This is a genomic window from Niallia sp. FSL K6-0212, assembly GCF_038007605.1.
GTDB lineage: Bacteria > Bacillota > Bacilli > Bacillales > Cytobacillaceae > Niallia > Niallia circulans.
Genome location: NZ_JBBOXL010000001.1, coordinates 2676750 through 2698613, shown reverse-complemented (window position 1 = coordinate 2698613; position 21864 = coordinate 2676750). Strand labels below are relative to the sequence as shown.

Sequence of the window (21864 nt, the reverse complement as noted above, 5' to 3'; positions counted from 1 at the left end):
GGTTTTACAAGAAATCATTCTCTCTATTTGAAATAAGGAAGAAGGTCCCGTTCTTCTATTATATCCTCTAGTATATTCGATTTATCTTATATCAATATAAGACTAGATTTCTATCAATCTATGCCATATGCGCAGAAACCAGATTAACCTATAATTTTATTAGAAACACGGTGTATTTGCTGCTTTGTTTTTATAAATCAGCAGTTCTACCCTGTCCTTATCTTTTGTTTCATCTAACACATTCTAGGAGGTAAACCATGAAATTGAACAAGCTTGCTAAACAAGCAACAGTCGTATCATTGGGTGCAGCTATTTTATTTGGAGGTAGTGGGTCTCTAGCTTTTGCAAAGCAAAAAGAAAAGTTAGACCACAAAGAATCTTATGATATTTCACATATCACTCGATTCGATATGGAAAAAATGACGGAACAACAAAACGATTCTAAATTTAAAGTGCCAGCTTTTGATGAATCAACGATTAAAAACATCCCTTCAGCAAAGGGCTATGATGAAAAAGGTAATTTAATTGATTTAGATGTCTGGGATACATGGCCGTTACAAAATGCAGATGGAACAGTTGCAGAATATAATGGCTATCAAATTGTATTTGGATTAGCTGGAGATCCAGATAGAGGATGGGATACATTTATTTACATGTTCTATAAAAAAATTGGTGATAATTCCATTGATGCATGGAAAAATGCAGGAAGAGTATTTAAAGACAGCGATAAATATGCTTCCAATGATGTTATTTTAAACAATCAAGCAGAAGAATGGTCTGGTTCAGCAACTTTCACTTCTGATGGCAAAATCCGCTTATTCTATACGAATCGTCAAGGCTGGGATCCTGATCATGGATTTTTTGGAAAACAAACATTAACTACTGCCCAAGTTAATGTATCTAAACTAGATGCAAATACATTAAAAATTGATGGTGTGGAAGATCATAAATCCATCTATGATGGTGGAGATGGATCTGTATATCAAACAGTTGATCAAGCTTTTTCAGGTGGAAATTATGCAGATAACCATACATTAAGAGATCCTCACTACGTTGAAGACAATGGACATAAATATCTTATATTTGAAGCTAATACAGGAACAGATTATGGCTATCAAGGAGAAGAATCATTATTTAATAAAATCTATTATGGGGGCAGCACTAAATTTTTCAGAACAGAAAAAGAGCAGTTATTACAAAGCCCGAAAAAGAATTTAGCAACACTAGCAAATGGTGCATTAGGAATCATTGAGATTAATGATGATTACACACTAAAAAAAGAAATGAAGCCGTTAATTGCTTCCAACACTGTTACAGATGAAATTGAACGTGCGAATATCTTCGAAAAAGACGGAAAATGGTATCTATTTACAAGTTCTAGAGGATCAAAAATGACTATTGATGGCATTAACGACAAAGATATTTACCTATTAGGATATGTAGCTAATTCTATTACTGGACCATATAAACCTTTAAACAAAACAGGTATTGTCTTACATCAAAATCTAGATCCAAATGATATTACATGGAACTACGCTCATTTTGCGATTCCACAAAAGAACAGTGACAATGTAGTTGTCACAAGCTATATGACAAACAGGGGATTATTTGAAGATCATCAATCCACTTTTGCTCCAAGCTTTTTATTAAATATTAAAGGCAATAAAACTTCTGTAGTAAAAAATAGCATTTTAGAACAAGGTCAAATCACTATAAATAAATAAATAAAAAAACGAGGTTGGGATAAAAGTATTTCAATTTAATATAACCCGAACAATTATACATTCATACTAAAAAGGATTCGTATAATTGTTTGGAATTTTTATTTATTGAAGAAAAAAGGTATGTGGTAATCACCCGCAGACTGAATACACTTCGCTTTCCATGGGGCGAGCGCCAAGCCTCCTCGTTCCTGCGGGGTCTTGGACTTTCTCGCAGCTCCCATAGGAGTCTCCGTGTATTCAGACTGCTCCATTTAGTTCTTTTGAAAAAAAAGTTGGAACGAAATACTCTTTAAAAACGGAGTGAAATGGAGTGGAAGACACTCAACTCCTGCGGGAAATAGAGCAAAGCCTAAGACCCCACAGGCTTGCCGAGGAGGCTTAGGTTGCTCCCCGCGGAAAGGGAGTGTCTGTAACGCAATGGAACGAATTGGATTCACCACTAAATTAGAGATTGTTCGTCTTTATCCATTATTTATTTTGCTTTGTCCCACCCTCTTTTACCAATAGCAAGAAATACAGGATAAGCGCGGTGATATTACTTGAAGAAACCAGCAAAGCACACACAGAAAGTCCTATTACTCTCATGCCTTATTATACTTGTTGGCATCCTCTTATTTTGGAATCAAATCACTAAGGTTTTTACTAAAACAGTAGACCTGCAAGAACAAAACGTTGTTTCTGATGGTCAATCCTATCGTGCCAAATACCATTTCACTACTCCTGACAAGTGGAAAAATGATCCGCAAAAACCAATCTATTTAGATGGCTTCTATCATTACTATTATCTTTACAATGGTGATTATCCTGACGGTAATGGCACAGAATGGAGACATGCTGTTTCAAAAGATTTAGTGCACTGGAAGGATAAAGGAATTGCCATTCCAAAATACACAAATCAAAATGGAGACCCTTGGTCAGGTTCTGTCGTTGTTGATAAAGAGAATACAGCTGGATTTGGATATGGCGCACTTATCGCAATCGTCACTCAGCCGTCAGCCAATCAGCAAAAACAAGAACAGTTCTTGTGGTACAGCCTCGATAATGGCAGTACATTCACTTCATACAGTGATACGCCTGTTATGACAAATCCTGGAACCGATGATTTTCGTGATCCCAAAATCATTTGGTCAAAAGAGTATCATAAATGGATAATGCTAATGGCAGAAGGAACAAAGATTGGTTTTTATGAATCCTCTAATCTGAAAGATTGGACATACCTCAGCGATTTCTTCACAAATGATATAGGAATTGTGGAATGTCCGGACCTTTACTATATGCAGACAAATGATGGGAGCTTCAAATGGGTGCTTGGTGCGAGTGCAAATGGAAAAACAAAGAATCAGCCTAATACTTATGCTTATTGGATTGGTCATTTTGATGGAAACCACTTTACAGCTGATCATCCAGAACCCCAATGGCTTGATTATGGTTTGGATTGGTATGCTGGGGTAACATTTGAGGATGGAAGCAATAGTGATGATTACAAGAAAAGATATGCTTTTGCGTGGATGAATAATTGGAATTATGCCGACAATACCCCAACATTACAAGAAGGCTTTAACGGAATGGATTCTGTTGTTCGACAAATTCAATTAAAAAATAATGGGGAAAATTCCTATTATTTAGCTTCCCAACCAATCGAAGCATACAACAAGCTGGCCAAGACAAAAGATCATCTAAAGGAAATAGAAGTAAACGGCCAAAAGCAACTAGAGATGACAGGAGAAATTTATCAACTAGAGACGGACATCTTATGGACAGAGTTAGATAATGTCGGTTTAAGACTTAGAGAATCTTCTGATCAAAAGCGATATGTGAATGTAGGAATCTTTATAAAAGAAAAATACTCATATGTAAATCGTTCTTTGACCGAACATCCAGATCAGCAGAATACACATTCAGAAAGTACAGCACCCTTTCCCGCTGAACAAACACAAGTACATTTAAAGATCCTTGTTGATAAAAGTAGTATCGAGGTTTTTGTAGATGATGGGAAGGTTGTGCAATCGAATTTAATATTCCCTCATGCAGATGATCAAGCCATCACATTGTATTCAGATGGCGGGACAGCAATCTTTAAGAATATGACGATTACACACTTTGATTAATGGATTTGGGCATTCTTTCTTCAGACAGAGAAACGACATCCTTTTTCACTAATTGCCAGCTTTCTTTTTCCATATCTACTGTATGGTCTCCCCCAGGAGTGATGACATTTTTTCTAACGTGTAAGAATCTTATTTGTAAACAAAATGCTCCATACACTCTATTTAGAATCCATATAAAAGCACTTTTCCTTTTTTGCGAAAAGTGCTCTTACATACTTTATAATACTTTCATTCCCTTTTATTTTACTACCCTTATTCTAATTTCCTTTGCAATTTTCGTTTCTGGATGCTTAACCTGTATGCTTGTTACTCCTGGCTTTAATGCTTTAATGGAAATACCCTTCTCCTCGTCATCAGACTTCGTGATTTCGATTATGTCTTGTTCAGCGCTGTCCCAACTAAAAGGAGAACTGCTCTTAATCCAATCTGGCTTTAAAATCGCTTTAATAGTTTTGATTTCCCCTTCTTTAATAGTTAAATATTCCGAACTTACTACTATACGTTCGACTTCATTTTCCTTTGGGCGTTCTCTCCAGGTTGAATATAAAGGATAAAAATCTAGTGAAACAACCTTCATACTACCACCTTTTGTATATAACTCTATTCCGTTGCTCGTAGGCTGGGAATAGATTAATTTCGTAAAGACATATTCCCCGTCGTTTATAAACACCTCAACAGATGATTCATCAACAAATCCTCTTATCTTTATTCGTTTCTCCTCAACAGGGTAAGTAGTTGTATGGTTATTGCCAAATTGAAATGGATTCCCATTTCGATCCAATAACGTTTCTAATCCAGCACGAGATCTATCTAAGAATAGTTTTTTACTTAACGTATTTACACCTATAACCGTATTTTCGTCCTCTGATTGTCGAACGCGAATACCGAATTCCTCAATGTTTTCCCATTCCAGCACAGCTTCAAATTCATAAGTGGTACCAGAAAAATCAGGAATTGACTGCCCCCCATTGACCTCCATAGGATCAATAGCAATATGATTAACACGTAAACTTTCTAACTCCCTAACCGGTTCTTGAAATAACTTAATACTTCCATCCTTAACTGTTTTCAAATGCAGTTCACGTGGAATTGACATAGATCCCTTCCATGCTTCCGTCGGCGATTGATAAGGATATCTCCAATTCGCCATCCAGCCTAACCATATTCGGCGGCCATCTTTTTCCGGGATATCAGAAAAGGACTGAGCTGCATAAAAGTCTTGCCCAAAATCTGTTGTCAAAATAGTTTCTGGCGCATTATCATTAATAAATTGTGTTCCGTCAAACTCTCCAATAAAATATTGAGCAGTTGATCCATTTGTTTCTTCATTATCTCCAACACTAACTTGCAATACCCATTTCTTATTATTCTCATCACCATCTACAGGCAATTCGAATAAATCAGGACATTCCCATACAGCTGCATGAGATCCCTCCTTATCCCCAAATTGACTCTGAAACTCCCAGTCAATCAAATTATCAGAACGATAAAACGTCACACTTTGATTTGTCGAAACAACCATTACCCATTTTTTAGTACTCTCATGCCAAAATACTTTTGGATCGCGAAAATCCTTTATTCCTGGGTTGGGGATAACCGGGTTTCCTTTATATCTTTCCCATGTTCTCCCATTATCTTTACTATAAGCAATACTTTGGGATTCTCCTCCCTCTGTATTTGTATAGATGGCAACTAATCCGGCTTTCCCATCAAAAAATCCTGTGGAATCATTCCAATCCACCACAGTGCTTCCAGATAATGCTTGCCCTAGGTTATCATGTTCTAACGCAATCGGCAAATGCTCCCAATGTAATAAATCCCTGCTCACTGCGTGTGCCCAATTACCATTTTTTTGATGAAACAGATGATACTCTCCCTCAAAATAGATGAGTCCATTAGGGTCAGCTAAATTTCCTGAAGGGGTTGAAAAGTGATATTGAGGTCGATACAATTCTGTATAATAATCAGAAGTGGCAGCTTCCATATTATCCGGTCTCAAGGCATCCAAATTTTTCTCTTCCTTTCCCATTTGATGGATACTACAGCCAGTTAATAACCATGCAACAGACAAAACAGCTGTCAAGATTCTTTCTCTCAATTTGCTTCTCCTTCTTTCCTTCTTTTTAGCACCATTTATCCTCCCTTTTTATTGACTACTATAAAGTCTTCAATTTGGTGAAGAGTAGGCATGGCTGGAATTCCACCTTTATTTGTTGCCACATATGCTCCCATCGCATTTCCGAAATTCAATATTTGCTTTAATATATCTTCGCGTATTTTAAAATTCAATAAATCCCTCTTTAATAATTCATATAGCACGCCAGCAAGAAATGCATCTCCGCATCCAGTTGTATCAATAGCTTTTACAGCTGCTCCTGGGACAAATACTAAGCCATCCTCTCCATATGCATAGCTTCCCTTATCTCCCACTGTTACAAAAAGCAGCCGTAAATCAAACTCTTTAAATAACTGCTTTGCTCCTAAAAAAATATCTGTTGTATTCGTTAAAAATGCTAATTCTTCTTCCGAAACTTTGACTATATCCGCAAAATGCAAGACTGCTTCGATTTGCTCTTTTGCCTCCTCTAAGCTTTGCCATAGTAAGGGACGAAGATTTGGATCAAATGAAATAATCTTATGTTGTTCTTTCGCATAATTTAATGCTACTAAAGTTGCTTCTCTTGCTGGCTCATTTGTCATGGATATTGATCCTACATGGAATATTTTAGCATCTGCTATTAATGAAAAGTCCACATCGTCCTTAGATAACATCATGTCCGCACCAGGCTGTCTATAAAAATCAAATGAACGATCCCCCTGATGATCAATATGCACAAATGCTAGTGTCGTTTTTATTGGGGAATAAACAATTCCATTTGTTTGCACCCCTTTATTCTGTAAGGTAGCAACGAGTAATTCCCCAAAATAATCATTTCCTACGCTCCCCATAAATTCTGTTCTCAGCCCTAAACAGGATAAAGCCACTAGAACATTTCCCGGGGCTCCACCTGGATTTGCAACAAGAATCGGAAACCCCTGCTCATTTTCTCCTTGGGGAGTAAAATCAATTAAAATTTCTCCTAATGCTGCTACATCGATCATATCTCTACACCACTTTTCTAACTTTTTTCCATTGAGTTTCGTATAAAATAGCCAGAGGATAGATTTATCCAATCCTCTGGCTTTCCATTATATATCAACTTTTAGAAGGAACAGATACCTTGCCATATACTAGATTTACTTTCCCTTCTTCTGCAAACAAACATATTCGTTTGCTTACTTTATCAGGGAAAATTAAACTTGTTAATGCTTGCTCTCCGCCATTGATAAATAATTCTAAGGAGGCAGAATCTACAATTATTCGTAAATCAAGTGAATGAGAATCCTCAAGACCAACTCGCTGCAGTTTAGGAAAAATATCGGAAAAATCAACCACCCCAGATTTTTCACGAGACAGACTCAGTACATTTTCTTTCGCATCAATAGTAATAGTTGTATGCTGTGAATCTGTATGTTCTATCCTTAATCCATACTTATTTGCATTTATATTCTTGAAGGATAGGATTATCTCTGTGTATTCATGATCTACTTCAAAAACAGTGCTTTCTTTGGCTGTAATGATTGTGTCTGTTCTTTCTTCTTTTCTATCAAAATAGGTATCTAATTCTCTTACTAAATGTTGGACGAGATAATACTCTCCCATCTTCTCACGCAGTTCCAGCTCTCTAGGAAGAGTCATCTGACTTCTCCATCCTTCTGTCGGAACTTGATTAGCATAACGCCAATTACTCATCCAGCCTAAATAAATTCGTCTTCCATCTGCTTCAGGAATATCAGAAAAGCTTACCCCAGCATAGTTGTCCTTCCCATAGTCCAGCCATTTTATATTTTCATGTTCTGGCGTAAATTCCTTTCCATCAAATGACCCAACAAAATATTGTGTGCGAGATCCTTCATCATATTGAGGATTATCGCCAATACTGACAATAAGCACCCATTTTTTATCATTTGTATTGTCTATTGGTAACTCAAATAAGTCTGGACATTCCCATACCCCTTCGTGACAGCCGCAATTCTCTCCAAATTCACTTTCAAACTGCCAATCCTTCAAATTAAAAGAGGAATAGAAAGAGATTGTTTGTCCTGTAGCTAAAACCATCATCCACTTTTGGGTATCTTTGTGCCAAAAAACTTTAGGGTCTCTAAAATCAGGATTGGTAGGGTGAGCAAGTACGGGATTACCGTCATATTTAATCCATGATCTTCCCTTATCTATGCTATATGCCAAACTCTGTGTCTGAACAGCCTCCTTGCCGTGATCTGGCTCCGAGTGATGGGTAAAAATAGCCACCAACCCGGGTTCTTCGTTAAAAAAGCCTGTTGTATTATTCCAATCCACAACTATGCTGCCTGAAAAAATGGTTCCATTCTCATCAGGATGTAAAGCTATCTCTAATTCATCCCATACAATTAAATCTTTGCTGACTGCATGCCCCCAATGCATGGGCCCCCATGTGCTGCCATGCGGATTATGCTGATAAAATAAATGATATTCTCCTTTGAAAAACACTAACCCATTCGGATCATTCATCCAATTTTTTTGGGGAGAAAAATGCAAGGCTGGTCTGTATTTTTCGAGTTTAGTAATCTTCAATGTCATGCCTCCAATTAATTTACTGTTTTACTGTTCTGTCATAGCCATCTTGCTTAATTTGCAACCAAGTGCTTAGACCGAGTCTCTCTAATTCTTTCAAATAATCTTCCCATTCTTCCTCAATTTTTCCATTACTCATCCATTCGGCTCTTTTTCTATTTACATAAGCAAATAAATCTGTTTCAATTTTTGCCTTTTCATCTGCTTCCTCTAGTGAGAAAAATACAGGTGGATAAAAGTTCTCAGCTTTAATATGAGGAACCATATTTTTTTCTAAAATATCTAATCTCCAAGCAGCATCTTCTGGTTTTGTCGTATATACGCCGTAATACTCATCTAATATCGCCAGCGGTCCTGCGATATTTGTTTTTTCTCTTATTTCGACTGGTGCCGCGCCTTCTAAAGGAAGATGCTTTAACATACCAGCTTTCTCATCAAATTCAAAAATATTTTGCTGTTTCGTATCCCCATATGTTCCCCAGTTATCTTGAACAGATTGCAGTGGTTCATACAGTTGATCAATCCATTTAGCTGTTAACTCTAAATTCTTATTCGCACTTGTGATAACCATTCTTCCTCTATCAAGACCAAAGCCATTAGTTTGCGCCACATTTTTTTCACCATTTGGTCCTTCTAATGGGGGCATTACATCATAAGTATCGTTCATGCCACTAATATTTCCTTTATCCCATGTAAAGTAAAGACCGTATTTTGAATCTTTTCCTTTCGCTACATATTTATTCCAATCTTGTTCATATGCTTCTACATCAATTAAACCTAAATCATTTAGTTCATTAAAGAATTTTAACGCTTCTTTATATCCTTCTTCTGCTGCAGTAAAAATAACTTTCCCTTCATTGGAAACGACCGTGTGATCCCAGTTATCGCCTAGACCAAAGGAAGCAAATAAGAAGGCTGGGTCCTCTCCCCCTTGATTTACAATAAAAGATAATGGTATTTCATCTGCTTCGCCATTACCATTTGGATCTTGTGTTTTAAAAGCAAGAAGTACCTCTTTTAGTTCTTCTGTTGTTGTTGGCATTTCCAGCCCTAAATTATTGAGCCATTCTACATTTATCCAAGGAAGGCAGTCAACTACTTGAATGCGGCTCTTTCCACTGCCAAGCTCTTCAATCCAAGGAAAACTGTATATATGTCCATCTGGAGCTGTAATCATCGATTTATATTCTGGAGCTTCTTCCAGCACCTTTTTAAAATTGGGCATATACTGATCAATTAAATCTTCAACTGGTATGATGGTTCCATCCTTCGCATATTTCAATAAATCATAATCACTGAAAGCAGCATCTAAAATGGCATCTGGCAGCTCCCCACTTGCCAACGCTAAATTCCGCTTCTCCACAAATTGGTCTTTCGTATAGTTTTTCCAATCTATATGGACACCTGTCTGTTCCTCTAATCTTTGATAAATTAGCTTTTCATTCGGGTCGGTTGGTGCCAAAGCTGAGCTTTGTGTCATAAAACGAAGTGTAGCTTTCTCTTTCAAAGGAAATGTAACATCAGTTAGTTTTAAATCTTCTGTTGAAGCACTTTTACTTGTCTTATCGCCACTGCAGCCTGTTAGAACAAGACCGGCAACAATAAAAGTGGAAAGAAGCTTATTGATTTTCCCCATAAATGAACCCTCCATATGCTTTTATTTAAATTATTTTAAAGATCCTACCATAACACCTTTTTCAAAGTATTTTTGGAAGAATGGATACATGATTAGAAGTGGTAGACTTGAAATGACAATAGATGCATATTTTATTTTTTCCGCTAATTTACTTAACTCAGCCATTGCTAATTGATCATTAATCATTCCAGGCTGAACTTGGTTTTGAATCAGAATGGAACGTAAAACTAGCTGCAATGGATGTAATTCTTGGTCCTCTAAATAAATCATTGCATCAAAGTAGGAATTCCATTGTCCAACAAAGGCATATAAAGCGATTACAAAAATAATAGGTTTAGACAAAGGCAAAACTATTTTCAGAAATATTTTCAATTCAGAAGCACCATCAATTTTTGCTGCCTCAAACAGCTCTTTTGGAAGCCCTTTAAAAAAGGTTCGTGCTAAGATAATATTCCAGACACTAATTGCTCCTGGCAGAATAATCGACCAAACGGTATTTAGCATTCCTAAATCCTTTACTATTAAATAGGTAGGAATCAACCCGCCATTAAAGAACATCGTAATGAGAAAGAAAACCATAATTATATTCTTCCCTTTAAATCCATCAAGAGAAAGCGGATATGCAGCAAAGATCGTAATAACAATAGTGACAATTGTAAAGCCTAATGAATAAATGACTGAATTGATAAATCCTTTTATCATTAATTCATCTTGTAAAATCCGTTTATAGCCTTCCAGACTCCAATCAGAAGGATTTAAGGAAAAACCTTTACTAAGCAGCACATTGGGGTCTAAAAAGGAAGCCAATAAAATATAAAGTAACGGTAATAACACGATTAAAACGAGTAATATTAAAATTATTTTGTTACTAAAAAGAAGCATTTTATCTGTTTTGGAATGATTTTTCAATGGGTATCCCCCCTTTATTAATATAACCCTTCACCTTCATTTAACTTCTTCACTACAAAATTCACAAATACCAATAAAACGACGTTAATAACAGAATTAAACAAACCTACCGCTGTTGAATAGGCATAATCCCCGGCCTGCAGCCCTACTTTATACACATAAGTCGGCAGAATCTCTGAAGTTGGCAGATTCATAGAGGTTTGCATTAAGTAAGCCTTTTCAAATCCAATCGCCATAATTCCACCTGCTCCTAGAATAAACAACACTGCCATGATTGGTTTTAGAGTAGGAAGATCAATATGCCTTATCCTCTGTAATAGTGTTGCTCCATCGATTGTCGCCGCATCATGTAATTGAGGATCCACATTTGCAAGTGCTGCTACATAAATAATCGATGACCAACCTGCCGCTTGCCATATTCCTGATAAAATATAAATGGATCTAAAATATTCAGGATCTGTCATAAAGGAAACTGGTTTATCGTTAAATACCGATAATAGTGAATTTATTGGACCTGTAGGTGACATAAAGATAAATAACATTCCTGTAATGACAACAACAGATATAAAATTCGGTGCATACAATATTAATTGGATATTCTTTTTGATAGCAGCTCGCCGTACTTGATTAAGGCTAAGTGCTAAAATAATGGGTACTGGAAAGCCCAGTATTAAACCATAGAAACTTAATTTAAGCGTATTCATAAAAATCTCTTTGAAATTGGGAGAAGTTAAAAAATCTTTAAAGTGTGTTAAGCCTACCCAATCGCTGCCGATAATTCCCTTCATTGGGCTAAAATCCTTAAAAGCGATGATTGCTCCATACATTGGGATATATTTAAATACAATTGTTAAAATAATGGCAGGTACTAAAAATAAATACAACGCATAATTTTTTTTGAAATATTGAATAAAATTTTCTTTTTTTTGTTCAGGAAAAAATTCACCTTCTACTTCATGGGAAGTTTTCTTATTCGTTTTTTTCGTTTCAGGTACTGAAACTGACATTTTATTTCGCCCCCTTCTTGAAAAAAATATTGAATGATTAAAATGTCAACCGCTTGACATATTTCTAAATCTCCCTTCTCAGATTATGTATATCAACCGCTTTCAAACTTTTTTCTGTCAACCGCTTGATATATTTGATTTTAAACGCTTTCAATCGATGTGTCAACCGCTTGACTTACTTATTTTAAAAAAAAATACAATCTAATTTTTTAGATTATATTTTATCAAAGGAAACTATTAGATTAGGCCGTCTCACTCTTTAGCAATTGAACAGGTAAAATAACTTCCATTCTTTCATCCTTATTTACTTCATTAATAATGTCCATTAATCTTAATACAGCTGATTGCGCAATTTCCTCAATTGGTTGTTTAATTGTTGTTAATTGAGGTAACAACCTCCTTACACTTTGCGTGCCATCATATCCTATAACTTTTAATTGATTAGGAATCTGAATTCCTAGTTCACTCGCTACTTTCAAACAAGTAGATGCTATTAAATCATCACTAGCAAAAATCCCATCCGTTTCAGGGTGTTCTTTGAAAATCTTTTTAATTGTTTCTGCAGTCGCTTCCTCATCGAAAACGCTATTTAGTTCATAGGTTATGGGGTGAGCTACTTGGTCTTCATAGGCTTTTCTTCTATTTTGGGTTGGTGTTTCTAAATCGCTTGGTCCATTTATATGAACAATTGCTTTACAACCTTGGTTAAGTAAATGTTGAACAGCCAATTTTCCTCCCTCATAGTTATCAGAACCTATTACAGGAATTGTCGGTGATAAGTAATGGTCAATTGCGACAATAGGAAGCTTGGAGTTCTTATATATTTCAATTCCACGATTATAGGAACAAACAATGATACCATCAACTTGGTGCCTGATAAGCATTTCTGCATATGAAGTTTCTTTTGCCACTTGCCCTAAACTATTACAGAGAATAACTTTAAAATCATGATTGGAGCATATATTCTCTATATATAAAGCTAATTCACTAAAAAAGGGATTATTAATGGTCGGCAAAATAAGGCCAATAAAATTTGTCCGTTTTTTAAAAAGAGAGCGTGCTATATCATTAGGATAATAATTTAAATCTTTAATGGCTTGTTCCACTTTTTCTCTCGTTTTTTCACTTATATATCCCCGATTATTCAAAACACGGGAAACCGTTGTTGGAGATACACCTGCCAACTCTGCTACATCTTCTAATTTTACTTTCATGCTAACCACCCGAAAAAACATAGATTATTTTCATCTTAAACTTTATATGTTAACCGTTTTCATACATATTATCATAAACTTGCTCTTTTTGCATCCTCCATCTATCCAATATATTCCTTCTGTATATATAATCTAGATTCTAACAAGCACATTTTTAGTCTTATAAACTCAAAGAAATATTTTTCAAACGCTCCTTACTTTCAATTACAAAGGCATTCCTTTTCATTTTGGCTCTTAATTATGAAAATTCACCTTTTACTTCGCGGGTATTTTTTTCCTTCTCTATGTCTATTATGAAATATAGTACATAAAAAAGAAAAATCATTCCACAACTGTTTTTAGTATGAGGTGAGATATGGAAAACATAAGTAAGAAGAAAGTATCCAGTCATTTGGATCAGAATGTTGGATACCTTAAGGAAGAATTGGGTGTAGGACAAAACTTTGACATAATCCATTTAGATGTGGAATATGCTGGCATTCGAATGGCTATGTTTCTTGTAGATGGATTAGTAAAAGATGATATATTACATTTGCTCATGAAGTTCCTTGCAAAAGTAAAAAAAGAGGAATTAAGAAAAGATGTTTTAAAGAAATTATTGAGTACCTATATACCTTATATAGAAATCAGCACTGTTGATGATCTAAATAAGGTTGTCGATAATGTGCTCTCAGGTCCAACAGCACTCCTTATCGAAGGTATTGACGAAGTCCTGCTGATTGATGCGAGAACCTATCCTGTCAGAGGACCACAAGAGCCTGATACAGAGAGGGTCGTCCGTGGTTCCCGGGATGGCTTTGTAGAAACAATTGTGTTTAATACAGCGCTGACAAGAAGAAGAATCAGAGATCGGACGCTGCGAATGGAATTTATGCAAGTAGGGCGTCGTTCCAAAACAGATATCGTTATTTGTTATATTGGTGATATTGCAGATCCAGATATGGTCGAACAATTAAAGAAGGCGATGTCCCATATTGATACCGATGGATTACCGATGGCAGAAAAAACAATTGAGGAATTTATTTCAGGAAACAACTGGAATCCTTTCCCAAAAGTACGTTATACAGAACGACCTGATACAACGGCCATCCATCTTTTTGAAGGGCATATATGTATTTTTGTAGATGGCTCGCCGTCTGCCATGATCACCCCCGTCACTTTCTGGCATCATTTACAGCATGCTGAAGAATATCGAAACAATCCGCTTGTAGGTGCCTATTTACGCTTTGTTCGCTACCTAGGTGTGTTTGCTTCCCTTTTCTTATTACCTTTGTGGTATTTAGTGAGTATAGAACCAAGCCTATTGCCTGGATCTTTATCCTTTTTGGGACCGAATGAATTAGGGCAGGTTCCCTTAATTATTCAGTTTCTTTTAATAGAAGTTGGACTGGATATGCTTCGTATGGCCGCCATTCATACACCTACATCGCTTGCAACCGCATTAGGACTTGTGGCTGCCTTAATGATTGGACAAGTCGCAGTAGAGGTTGGGCTGTTTTCAAACGAAGTCATTTTGTATTTCTCCATTGCTGCCATCGGAACTTTTGCAACACCTAGTTATGAGCTTGGTTTAGCAAACAGACTTGTCCGGATTGTGCTGTTAATTTCTACCGCTATCTTTAAAGTTCCAGGATATATCGTTGGGGTAGCTCTGTTTATTATCTTCCTTGCAAAAACGAAATCATTTGGAGTTCCCTATCTATGGCCTTTCATTCCATTCAATTACCGTGCAATGAGAGATATTCTTGTCAGAACACCAATTCCTTTAAAGAATCGCCGTCCCCGTATTTTAAATCCAAATGATCCTGATCGATAATTGTCATCCCAGCAATTTCTGCATTTTTATGGTCTTTTTGCCTTAGGTAATCTAAGGCTGTTTTTTTATGTGCTGTAAAGTTCTTTGTCCGAGGATCCTTCCTAAATGGTTAACTACTCCCTCCCCTTCATTCTAAATTCCCTATTTGATAAAACAAAAAAGAAATTATATCTAAAAAAACTAAACAGGTACCTAATAGTATTCTTTGCATAGTTTATAAAGAACTAAAGTCCAGACAGAATATGTGGATATGCTATGTTAAAAAAATGGTTGGTTTGAATGATGAAACAGTCAACTTTTCAGAAAGAAAAATATATGTACGTTAATGCCTAACTAGTGATTGATGGCAGAGAATATCATCTTCTACAAGCTTCCTTAACATAGCTGACAAATAAAATAAGAGTATGAGGAGATGATGCTTCTATATGAAAAAAAGAAAGAAAACAGTCGCTTTAATCTTAGGATGTATGCTGCTTTTATCTACCATTTTTCTTTCTGCTTGTTCATTACCAAAACCACCAGGTGAGAATAGTAGCTATGATAAGGTATTCCGTATTGGTTATCAAAAAAATGGACCACTCCTTATTTTGAAGGAGCTAGGTACCTTAGAAGAACGTTTAAAGCCACTTGGATATAAAGTAGAATGGTATGAATTTCAAGCAGGCCCAGCTTTACTTGAAGCATTAAATGCCGGAAGTATAGATTTTGGTCGGTCAGGTGATTCTCCTCCAATCTTTGCTCAAGCTTCTGATTCTACCTTACAGTATGTTGCTGCAGGAAAATCAAAGTTTGAAGGTTCTGGCATTTTAGTGAAGAATGATTCTTCCATCAAGACATTAGCAGACCTGAAAGGAAAAAAAATCGGTTTTGCCAAAGGAAGTAGTTCCCATTATTTATTAGTAAAAGCATTAGAAAAAGCTGGTTTAAACTATAGTGACATAGAACCTGCTTACTTATCGCCTGGAGACGCAAGAATTGCTTTTGAAAAAAAGGAAATTGACGCTTGGGTTATATGGGATCCTTTTACCGCAGATACACAGTTACAAGCTGATGCAACACTATTAGTAAATGGAAAAGGTCTAACTAGTGACCGCGATTTCTTTCTAGCTTCCTCTGACTTTCTTCAGGAAAACAAAGAGATTATTAAAGTAGTGATGAAAGAAATACAAAAATCATGTCAGTGGGCAAATGAGCATCCGGAAGATTTAACAAAAATGCTTTCCTCTATTTTGGGTATTGATGAAGCCTCTATGAACATGGCTGTGGAAAGAAGAGTGTATGGAGTAGAAGAAATAAGTGCATCGATTATAAAAGAACAGCAAGAAATTGCAGATACCTTTTATAACCTCCAACTTATCCCGAAGAAAATAAAGGTGAATGAAAACGTCTATACAATTGATTTAAAGGATGAGGAACAGTGAAGAAAACATCTCTCTACTTCATAAAAAAAATATTGCCGTGGGGTATTCCTATTTTATTGCTAATTAGCTGGCAATGGATTATTAAAGCAGGGATTATTTCCTCGCGAATACTTCCCGCTCCATCGGATGTCTATGTGGCTGCCATCAATCTCTTTCAAACGGGAGAATTAACCCATCATGTATGGATTAGTTTATGGAGAGCGTCTATTGGATTTCTGATCGGTGGTACGATTGGATTTGTATTAGGTTTATTAAACGGCTTATTCCGATTTACAGAGCTATTACTTGACACCTCTATTCAAATGTTACGAAATATTCCCCATTTAGCTCTAATACCATTAGTCATTCTTTGGTTTGGGATTGGAGAAGAAGCAAAAGTATTTCTTGTAGCTTTAGGGGTTTTATTCCCCATCTATCTTAATACTTATCATGGTATTAAATCCGTTGATAAAGGATTAATCGAAATGGGAAAAATGTATGGGCTAAATGGCTTTTCTCTTTTCCTAAATGTTATATTTCCAGGCGCTCTTTCTTCCATTCTTGTAGGTTTACGTTTTTCATTAGGAATCATGTGGATTACTCTAATTGTTGCGGAAACAATATCCTCTACTTCTGGGATTGGTTATATGGCAATGAATGCAAGAGAATTTATGAGGATGGATGTAATTGTATTAAGTATTCTCCTTTATGCATTACTTGGAAAACTTTCCGATGTAATCGCTCGTTTTATGGAAACACGATGGCTTAAATGGCATCCTAGCTACCACAAACATGCCTAAAGTAAAGGAGGATTGGAAGATGAGGAAAGAAAAAATATATCTAGAAATAAAAAATCTCGAAAAAAGCTATAATGATACCAAAGTCTTAAAATCTCTAAATCTTAAAATAAATCGTGGCGAGTTCCTTGCAATTGTCGGAAAGAGCGGCTGTGGAAAAAGCACGTTACTTCGCTTACTGTCAGGGTTAGAAAAACCAACTAAAGGCGAAATACTCATCGACGGAAAACCTTTAAATAGTTTAAACAGGGAAGCATGCATGATGTTCCAGGATGGGCGCTTACTTCCATGGAAACGCGTATTAGATAATGTAAAATTAGGACTAAAAGGGAATCGCCGGGAGGAAGCCATTCAGGTTTTGCGTGATGTTGGATTAGAAGACAAGAAAGATGAATGGCCAGCAAATCTTTCTGGCGGACAGAAGCAGCGTGTAGCATTAGCTCGGTCGCTTATGCATAAACCAAGACTGCTGTTACTCGATGAACCCCTTGGAGCATTAGATGCTCTTACCCGTCTAGAAATGCAATCTATGATTGAAAATATTCAAATGACCCACGGATTCACCTCCTTATTAGTAACGCATGATGTCGAAGAGGCTGTAGCGCTTGCTGATCGAGTCATTGTTCTTCAGGATGGCGTCATTGCTCAAGATATACCAATTACTCTAGAAAGGTCACGCCAGCGAAATCATGCTGCTTTTGCCTCTTTAGTTAACGATATATTGAAAAAAATCCTCCATCCAACCGACGAAAAGTCTCATCGAATGATTGAGGAGGAACGAAACCTAGCATTAAAAACGATTCCAAAGCTAAATTAATGAGGATTAGTGGAGGAGGCTGACTTTTTTTGTCTGGTCTTCTTCTTTTCTTATTTAGCGTGGTAACAAAACAAACCTAATACCCCCATCACTGAGGATGTGTTAAGCGAACAGTCCCTTGAAAGAAAGACTCCCAATTCCTATAATAAAGGTCATTCCTTTTCATGTTTCTGCATACACTTGTTATTATAGTGGACATGCATATTAAATGAGGGATGATTTTTTTGAGAAAAAAAAAGCCGGTAGCTTATTCACCTTATCGATTTAGAAGAATATGTAGACAATACTCCTTCATTTTGCTTGGTGCAATTATTCAAGGATGTGCAATGGGTATATTCCTTTTTCCAAATTCTATCCCTTCTGGGGGAGCTGGCGGTTTAACTGTTCTCTTCCATTATTTTTTCAACATCCCCCTAAGTATTATTCTTTGGATGATCAATTCTTCTATGCTCCTTTTTGCCATCCATTTCTTAGGCGGCAGCAGTGCAGTTGGAACATTATTTGGAATTACGATCACTTCTATAGCCGTTAATCTTTCCCAAACCTATTTCAGTACACCCTTTTCCAATGTCTGGATAGATATGCTTATTGGATCCTTAGTACTAGGTACGGGAATTGGCATTCTCTTAAGGCAAGGTGTATCGAATGGCGGAATCGGAGTTATTGCCTTAATCATCTCCAAATATAGAAATATTAATCCTGGTAAACCATTATTTTGGATAAATGGGGTAATATTTGTCATCACTGCTTATATTATCGATTGGCAAATTGTGATACAAGCCCTCATCTGTCAATGGTTCTCTACAAAAATTGTTGCCTATCTCTATAATTTAAGAATTCGTCTACCCATCTCTGGTCCTGCGTTTGCCTGGCGGAAAAAATAAGGATGTTCGGGATAATCCCAAACATCCTTATCATCTTCCATCAATAGGCTCTAAAAAAGGAATGACTTCTTTCGTATCCTCTTCTTTTTTGTCTTTCTTCCCTTTTTCTCCCTGCTGCTGTTTGTTATCCTCTCCTTTGATTAATAGCAGGGCAAGAAGACCAACTAGACAAGTAAATCCAGCTATTGATAAAAACATACCTAAACGGGACCAATCCATCAGCCTTCCGAAAATTGGCGGTCCGATTGCAACTCCCAGGAACCGCACAGAACCATATAAAGAAGTAACGAACCCCCTTCTTTCTTGGCCAACAGCACCTGTAATAAAACTATTAATACACGGCAAAATCAAACCAGTTCCAACACTGCTGACTGCAAGGACTGCTATAAAAGGAACAAGGCCCTTAAATAAACTTAAGCTTGCATAAGATGCAGTGACAAAAATAAAACCAAGAACGATTAACTTTTTCATTAATTTTTGATTTTTTCCTATTTTACTTCCTGTAATATAGGATGTTGTACACATTATTAATAAGGGAATTGCTAGTATTAACCCCTTGATAATTCCATCAATTTTATGCGTTTTCTCTAATGTATCTGATAAATAGAAAAGAATACCGAAGAGCGTAAATAAACAGGTTGCCCCTGCTAAGTATGCCGTAAATAACCATTTTCCTTCATGTTTAAAAACACTTACTAACCCTTTTATATATTTGCTTGGAGATGGAGGCTTTTTACTATGTTCTTTCTCTCTAATGAATATCCATGACAAGATAATAGAAATTAATACAACCATTGGAAAAGCAAAAAATACACCATACCAAACAATTAAGGCAATGGCAGAACCTAGTATAGGAGAAAGCACTTTCCCAAATCCATTGGATGCTTCCACAAGTCCCAATATCCTACTTTCTTTCGCTCCTTTATATAAATCGGCCGTTAATGCCATTGCTATCGGTGCGGTTCCAGCAGCACCTATCCCTTGTAAAGACCGTCCTACTAAGATCCATGTATAAGCATGGGAAAATTTCGCCGCAGCAAATCCAGCTAATATACCTCCAACGCCATATAAAAACAAAGCAGGAAGAATAACGGATTTTCGTGTAAAACGATCCGATAAATAGCCTAAAATAGGAATAAAGAAAGCGGCAACTACAGAAAAAACCGTTATCGTCATACTAGCTTGAAAAGCAGAAAGATTAATTTCCGATTGCATTTTTGGCAGTATTGGTATTAACATGGAATTTCCTAGTGTCATGATAAGCGGGATAGAACCAATCGCTACTGCAGTCATTTTTGTATTTTTTTTCTTTTCCACAAATACTACCTCCGTTACTGTACAGCATAATCCATTACTTTTATGATTGAGGGATCTTTAGTTAGATTATCCGTACATGGAAAAGTTATTCTGTCTTACAAAATATGTTTAATTCCAGAATACTAACACTTAGCAAGAGGAAAAATACATTAGGTGAGTGTTATAAAACTTGGACAACGGAGGAAAAAAATTGAAGTTATTTATCGAGTATATCCTGGATGAAATAGAACAAATTGGATTAAAAAAAGGCTTTCGCACCTCCCTTTCCTCTAGTAAGAATGAGGAGAATTACCTTAGAGGCACATTACAGTATTTTGATAAAGACTTTTTTATTCACTTTGTCCTATTCTTCAGTTATCCAGAAAAAAACCCAAATTTAACTTATACCTTTTGGATATTAAATCATCATGGCAATGAACAGCTGCTAAAAAACGCTAATGACAAAGAAAGCGAAGAGGCTGAGAACAAAAAAAAAAAGATAGATTTAATTAAAGAACATTGTCTGAGTGAAATAAATGTCAATATTTCTAAAGGCGAGGAAATACAAAAATTATTTAAGAAAATCGAAACTGTTCTCTCAAAGGAAGTCATTATGTCCTAATGCTTTTTGCGATATTAACCAAAAGCTAAAATAAATTGCCTTTTGACCACCTGAACAGGAGAAAAAGGCAATTTTTATTGATTATTCGCTTTTCACCCCATATATAATCAGCCCAATCCCCAATAATATCCATATCATTTTAGCAAAGGATATTTTATCTGTTAAACCCCATAAGCCAACAAAGGTAGTTGCTATAAGTACAAGAGGACCAATAATTGCTAAGGAGCTATTGATTATAAGCGCCTTTTCTATTTCATTTGTCTTCAGCATCAAAAGCGCTGCAGTAATTTCTATGCTTCCAGATAATAATCTTAGGATAACCATTCCGAGAACTGCTTTTTCAATGAACGATAACATATACTCCTCCCACCAATAGCAAAATTTACTACCATTATATGCAGAGGGATGTTTAATAGGACATGTTTTTGAAGCTCGAAAGAGAAATCCTGATGACGAACGGAATGATAAAACCAAATCTATTGTTGAAAAGAACACTGTCTTTTTTTATCCAACTCCCTTATACATGAATTACAATAACCTAATTCCCCATCAAATTTATACCACTGTTTACACTTCAGGCACTTCTTATGTAAAATTTCATTAATCATCAAATCATATCCGTAATATGTCATGACTTTTTCAATTTTCATTCCATCTCTTACTTTCTCCTCTTTCTCCTTTGTTAAAGTATGCAGATTGCTATCAAGTCGTGATAGCAATAAGGATTTTTTTGAAAAAGAAAGAGAATAGTAACCTAAAAAAACTGCACCCTAAATAAAGGTGCAGTTCTTTAGCATGTATTTTTAGTGCTGCTTATTTGGTAATTTGGCCTCTGGATGTCCTTTACCATGCTTTTTATTTTTTTCTTGCTTCTTTTGATCATCCTTTAGTTTTTCCACGAATTTACCTGTGTCTTCCATTTTTAATCCTCCTCAAAGTTGTTCTTGTTATTTTAACCGATTAGCGGATTTACATTCTTG

Annotated in this window: 19 protein-coding genes; 8 read left to right on the top strand and 11 right to left on the bottom strand. The window is 36.1% G+C overall.

The window, feature by feature from the left end; genetic code table 11:
* The first annotated feature begins 257 nt into the window (after positions 1 to 257).
* Positions 258 to 1724, top strand: coding sequence for a glycoside hydrolase family 68 protein (locus MHH96_RS12775; protein ID WP_341117517.1), 1467 nt, complete (start codon positions 258 to 260; stop codon positions 1722 to 1724).
* Between the two features lie 539 nt (positions 1725 to 2263).
* Positions 2264 to 3832 carry a glycoside hydrolase family 32 protein gene (locus MHH96_RS12770; protein WP_341117516.1) on the top strand — a complete coding sequence of 523 codons (1569 nt, stop codon included), beginning with the start codon at positions 2264 to 2266 and terminating at the stop codon, positions 3830 to 3832.
* On the opposite strand, the gene MHH96_RS12765 is transcribed toward MHH96_RS12770, so the two are convergent.
* From MHH96_RS12765 to MHH96_RS12730, 8 genes are all read right to left on the bottom strand, one after another.
* Positions 3816 to 3989, bottom strand: a complete 174-nt coding sequence (locus MHH96_RS12765) for a hypothetical protein (protein WP_156827898.1) — start codon at positions 3987 to 3989, stop codon at positions 3816 to 3818. The genes MHH96_RS12770 and MHH96_RS12765 overlap by 17 nt on opposite strands.
* Before the next feature lie 81 nt (positions 3990 to 4070).
* Positions 4071 to 5930 (bottom strand): glycoside hydrolase family 32 protein, encoded by a 1860-nt coding sequence (locus MHH96_RS12760; protein WP_341117513.1) that lies wholly within the window; start codon positions 5928 to 5930, stop codon positions 4071 to 4073.
* Positions 5931 to 5965: 35 nt separating this feature from the next.
* Positions 5966 to 7006 carry a carbohydrate kinase family protein gene (locus MHH96_RS12755; protein WP_341117510.1) on the bottom strand — a complete coding sequence of 347 codons (1041 nt, stop codon included), beginning with the start codon at positions 7004 to 7006 and terminating at the stop codon, positions 5966 to 5968.
* A gap of 22 nt (positions 7007 to 7028) precedes the next feature.
* On the bottom strand, positions 7029 to 8486 hold the full coding sequence (locus tag MHH96_RS12750; RefSeq protein WP_341117508.1) for a glycoside hydrolase family 32 protein: 1458 nt from the start codon (positions 8484 to 8486) through the stop codon (positions 7029 to 7031).
* A gap of 19 nt (positions 8487 to 8505) precedes the next feature.
* Positions 8506 to 10122: an ABC transporter substrate-binding protein gene (locus tag MHH96_RS12745; RefSeq protein ID WP_047941432.1), complete on the bottom strand. Its 1617-nt coding sequence runs from the start codon at positions 10120 to 10122 to the stop codon at positions 8506 to 8508.
* A 30-nt stretch (positions 10123 to 10152) separates the two neighbouring features.
* Positions 10153 to 11004 (bottom strand): carbohydrate ABC transporter permease, encoded by an 852-nt coding sequence (locus MHH96_RS12740; RefSeq protein ID WP_047941616.1) that lies wholly within the window; start codon positions 11002 to 11004, stop codon positions 10153 to 10155.
* 44 nt (positions 11005 to 11048) lie between these two features.
* On the bottom strand, positions 11049 to 12038 hold the full coding sequence (locus tag MHH96_RS12735; protein ID WP_144544495.1) for an ABC transporter permease: 990 nt from the start codon (positions 12036 to 12038) through the stop codon (positions 11049 to 11051).
* 242 nt (positions 12039 to 12280) lie between these two features.
* Positions 12281 to 13252: a LacI family DNA-binding transcriptional regulator gene (locus tag MHH96_RS12730; protein WP_047941430.1), complete on the bottom strand. Its 972-nt coding sequence runs from the start codon at positions 13250 to 13252 to the stop codon at positions 12281 to 12283.
* Between the two features lie 355 nt (positions 13253 to 13607).
* Here MHH96_RS12730 and MHH96_RS12725 point away from each other — a divergent pair, with 355 nt between their 5' ends.
* From MHH96_RS12725 to MHH96_RS12705, 5 genes are all read left to right on the top strand, one after another.
* Positions 13608 to 15068, top strand: a complete 1461-nt coding sequence (locus tag MHH96_RS12725) for a spore germination protein (RefSeq protein ID WP_047941429.1) — start codon at positions 13608 to 13610, stop codon at positions 15066 to 15068.
* A 425-nt stretch (positions 15069 to 15493) separates the two neighbouring features.
* Positions 15494 to 16489: a sulfonate ABC transporter substrate-binding protein gene (locus tag MHH96_RS12720; RefSeq protein WP_095321728.1), complete on the top strand. Its 996-nt coding sequence runs from the start codon at positions 15494 to 15496 to the stop codon at positions 16487 to 16489.
* A complete protein-coding gene (ssuC, locus tag MHH96_RS12715) occupies positions 16486 to 17268 on the top strand; it encodes an aliphatic sulfonate ABC transporter permease SsuC (protein WP_328283153.1) in 783 nt (260 codons plus the stop codon). Before MHH96_RS12720 ends, ssuC begins: the two co-directional genes overlap by 4 nt.
* Positions 17269 to 17287: 19 nt before the next feature.
* A complete protein-coding gene (locus tag MHH96_RS12710) occupies positions 17288 to 18082 on the top strand; it encodes an ATP-binding cassette domain-containing protein (RefSeq protein WP_095321727.1) in 795 nt (264 codons plus the stop codon).
* Positions 18083 to 18306: 224 nt separating this feature from the next.
* Positions 18307 to 18966, top strand: a complete 660-nt coding sequence (locus MHH96_RS12705) for a YitT family protein (RefSeq protein ID WP_235844532.1) — start codon at positions 18307 to 18309, stop codon at positions 18964 to 18966.
* A 30-nt stretch (positions 18967 to 18996) separates the two neighbouring features.
* Here the strand turns inward: MHH96_RS12705 and MHH96_RS12700 are convergent, their stop codons facing one another.
* Positions 18997 to 20259, bottom strand: coding sequence for an MFS transporter (locus MHH96_RS12700; RefSeq protein WP_061800326.1), 1263 nt, complete (start codon positions 20257 to 20259; stop codon positions 18997 to 18999).
* Positions 20260 to 20473: 214 nt separating this feature from the next.
* Here MHH96_RS12700 and MHH96_RS12695 point away from each other — a divergent pair, with 214 nt between their 5' ends.
* Positions 20474 to 20884 carry a hypothetical protein gene (locus tag MHH96_RS12695; protein WP_047941424.1) on the top strand — a complete coding sequence of 137 codons (411 nt, stop codon included), beginning with the start codon at positions 20474 to 20476 and terminating at the stop codon, positions 20882 to 20884.
* Positions 20885 to 20965: 81 nt separating this feature from the next.
* On the opposite strand, the gene MHH96_RS12690 is transcribed toward MHH96_RS12695, so the two are convergent.
* The gene (locus MHH96_RS12690) at positions 20966 to 21241 is read right to left on the bottom strand and encodes a YqhV family protein (protein WP_047941423.1); all 276 of its coding nucleotides are present in this window, start codon (positions 21239 to 21241) and stop codon (positions 20966 to 20968) included.
* Positions 21242 to 21687: 446 nt separating this feature from the next.
* Positions 21688 to 21804 (bottom strand): DUF4023 family protein, encoded by a 117-nt coding sequence (locus MHH96_RS12685; protein WP_082138277.1) that lies wholly within the window; start codon positions 21802 to 21804, stop codon positions 21688 to 21690.
* Positions 21805 to 21864: the final 60 nt, after the last annotated feature.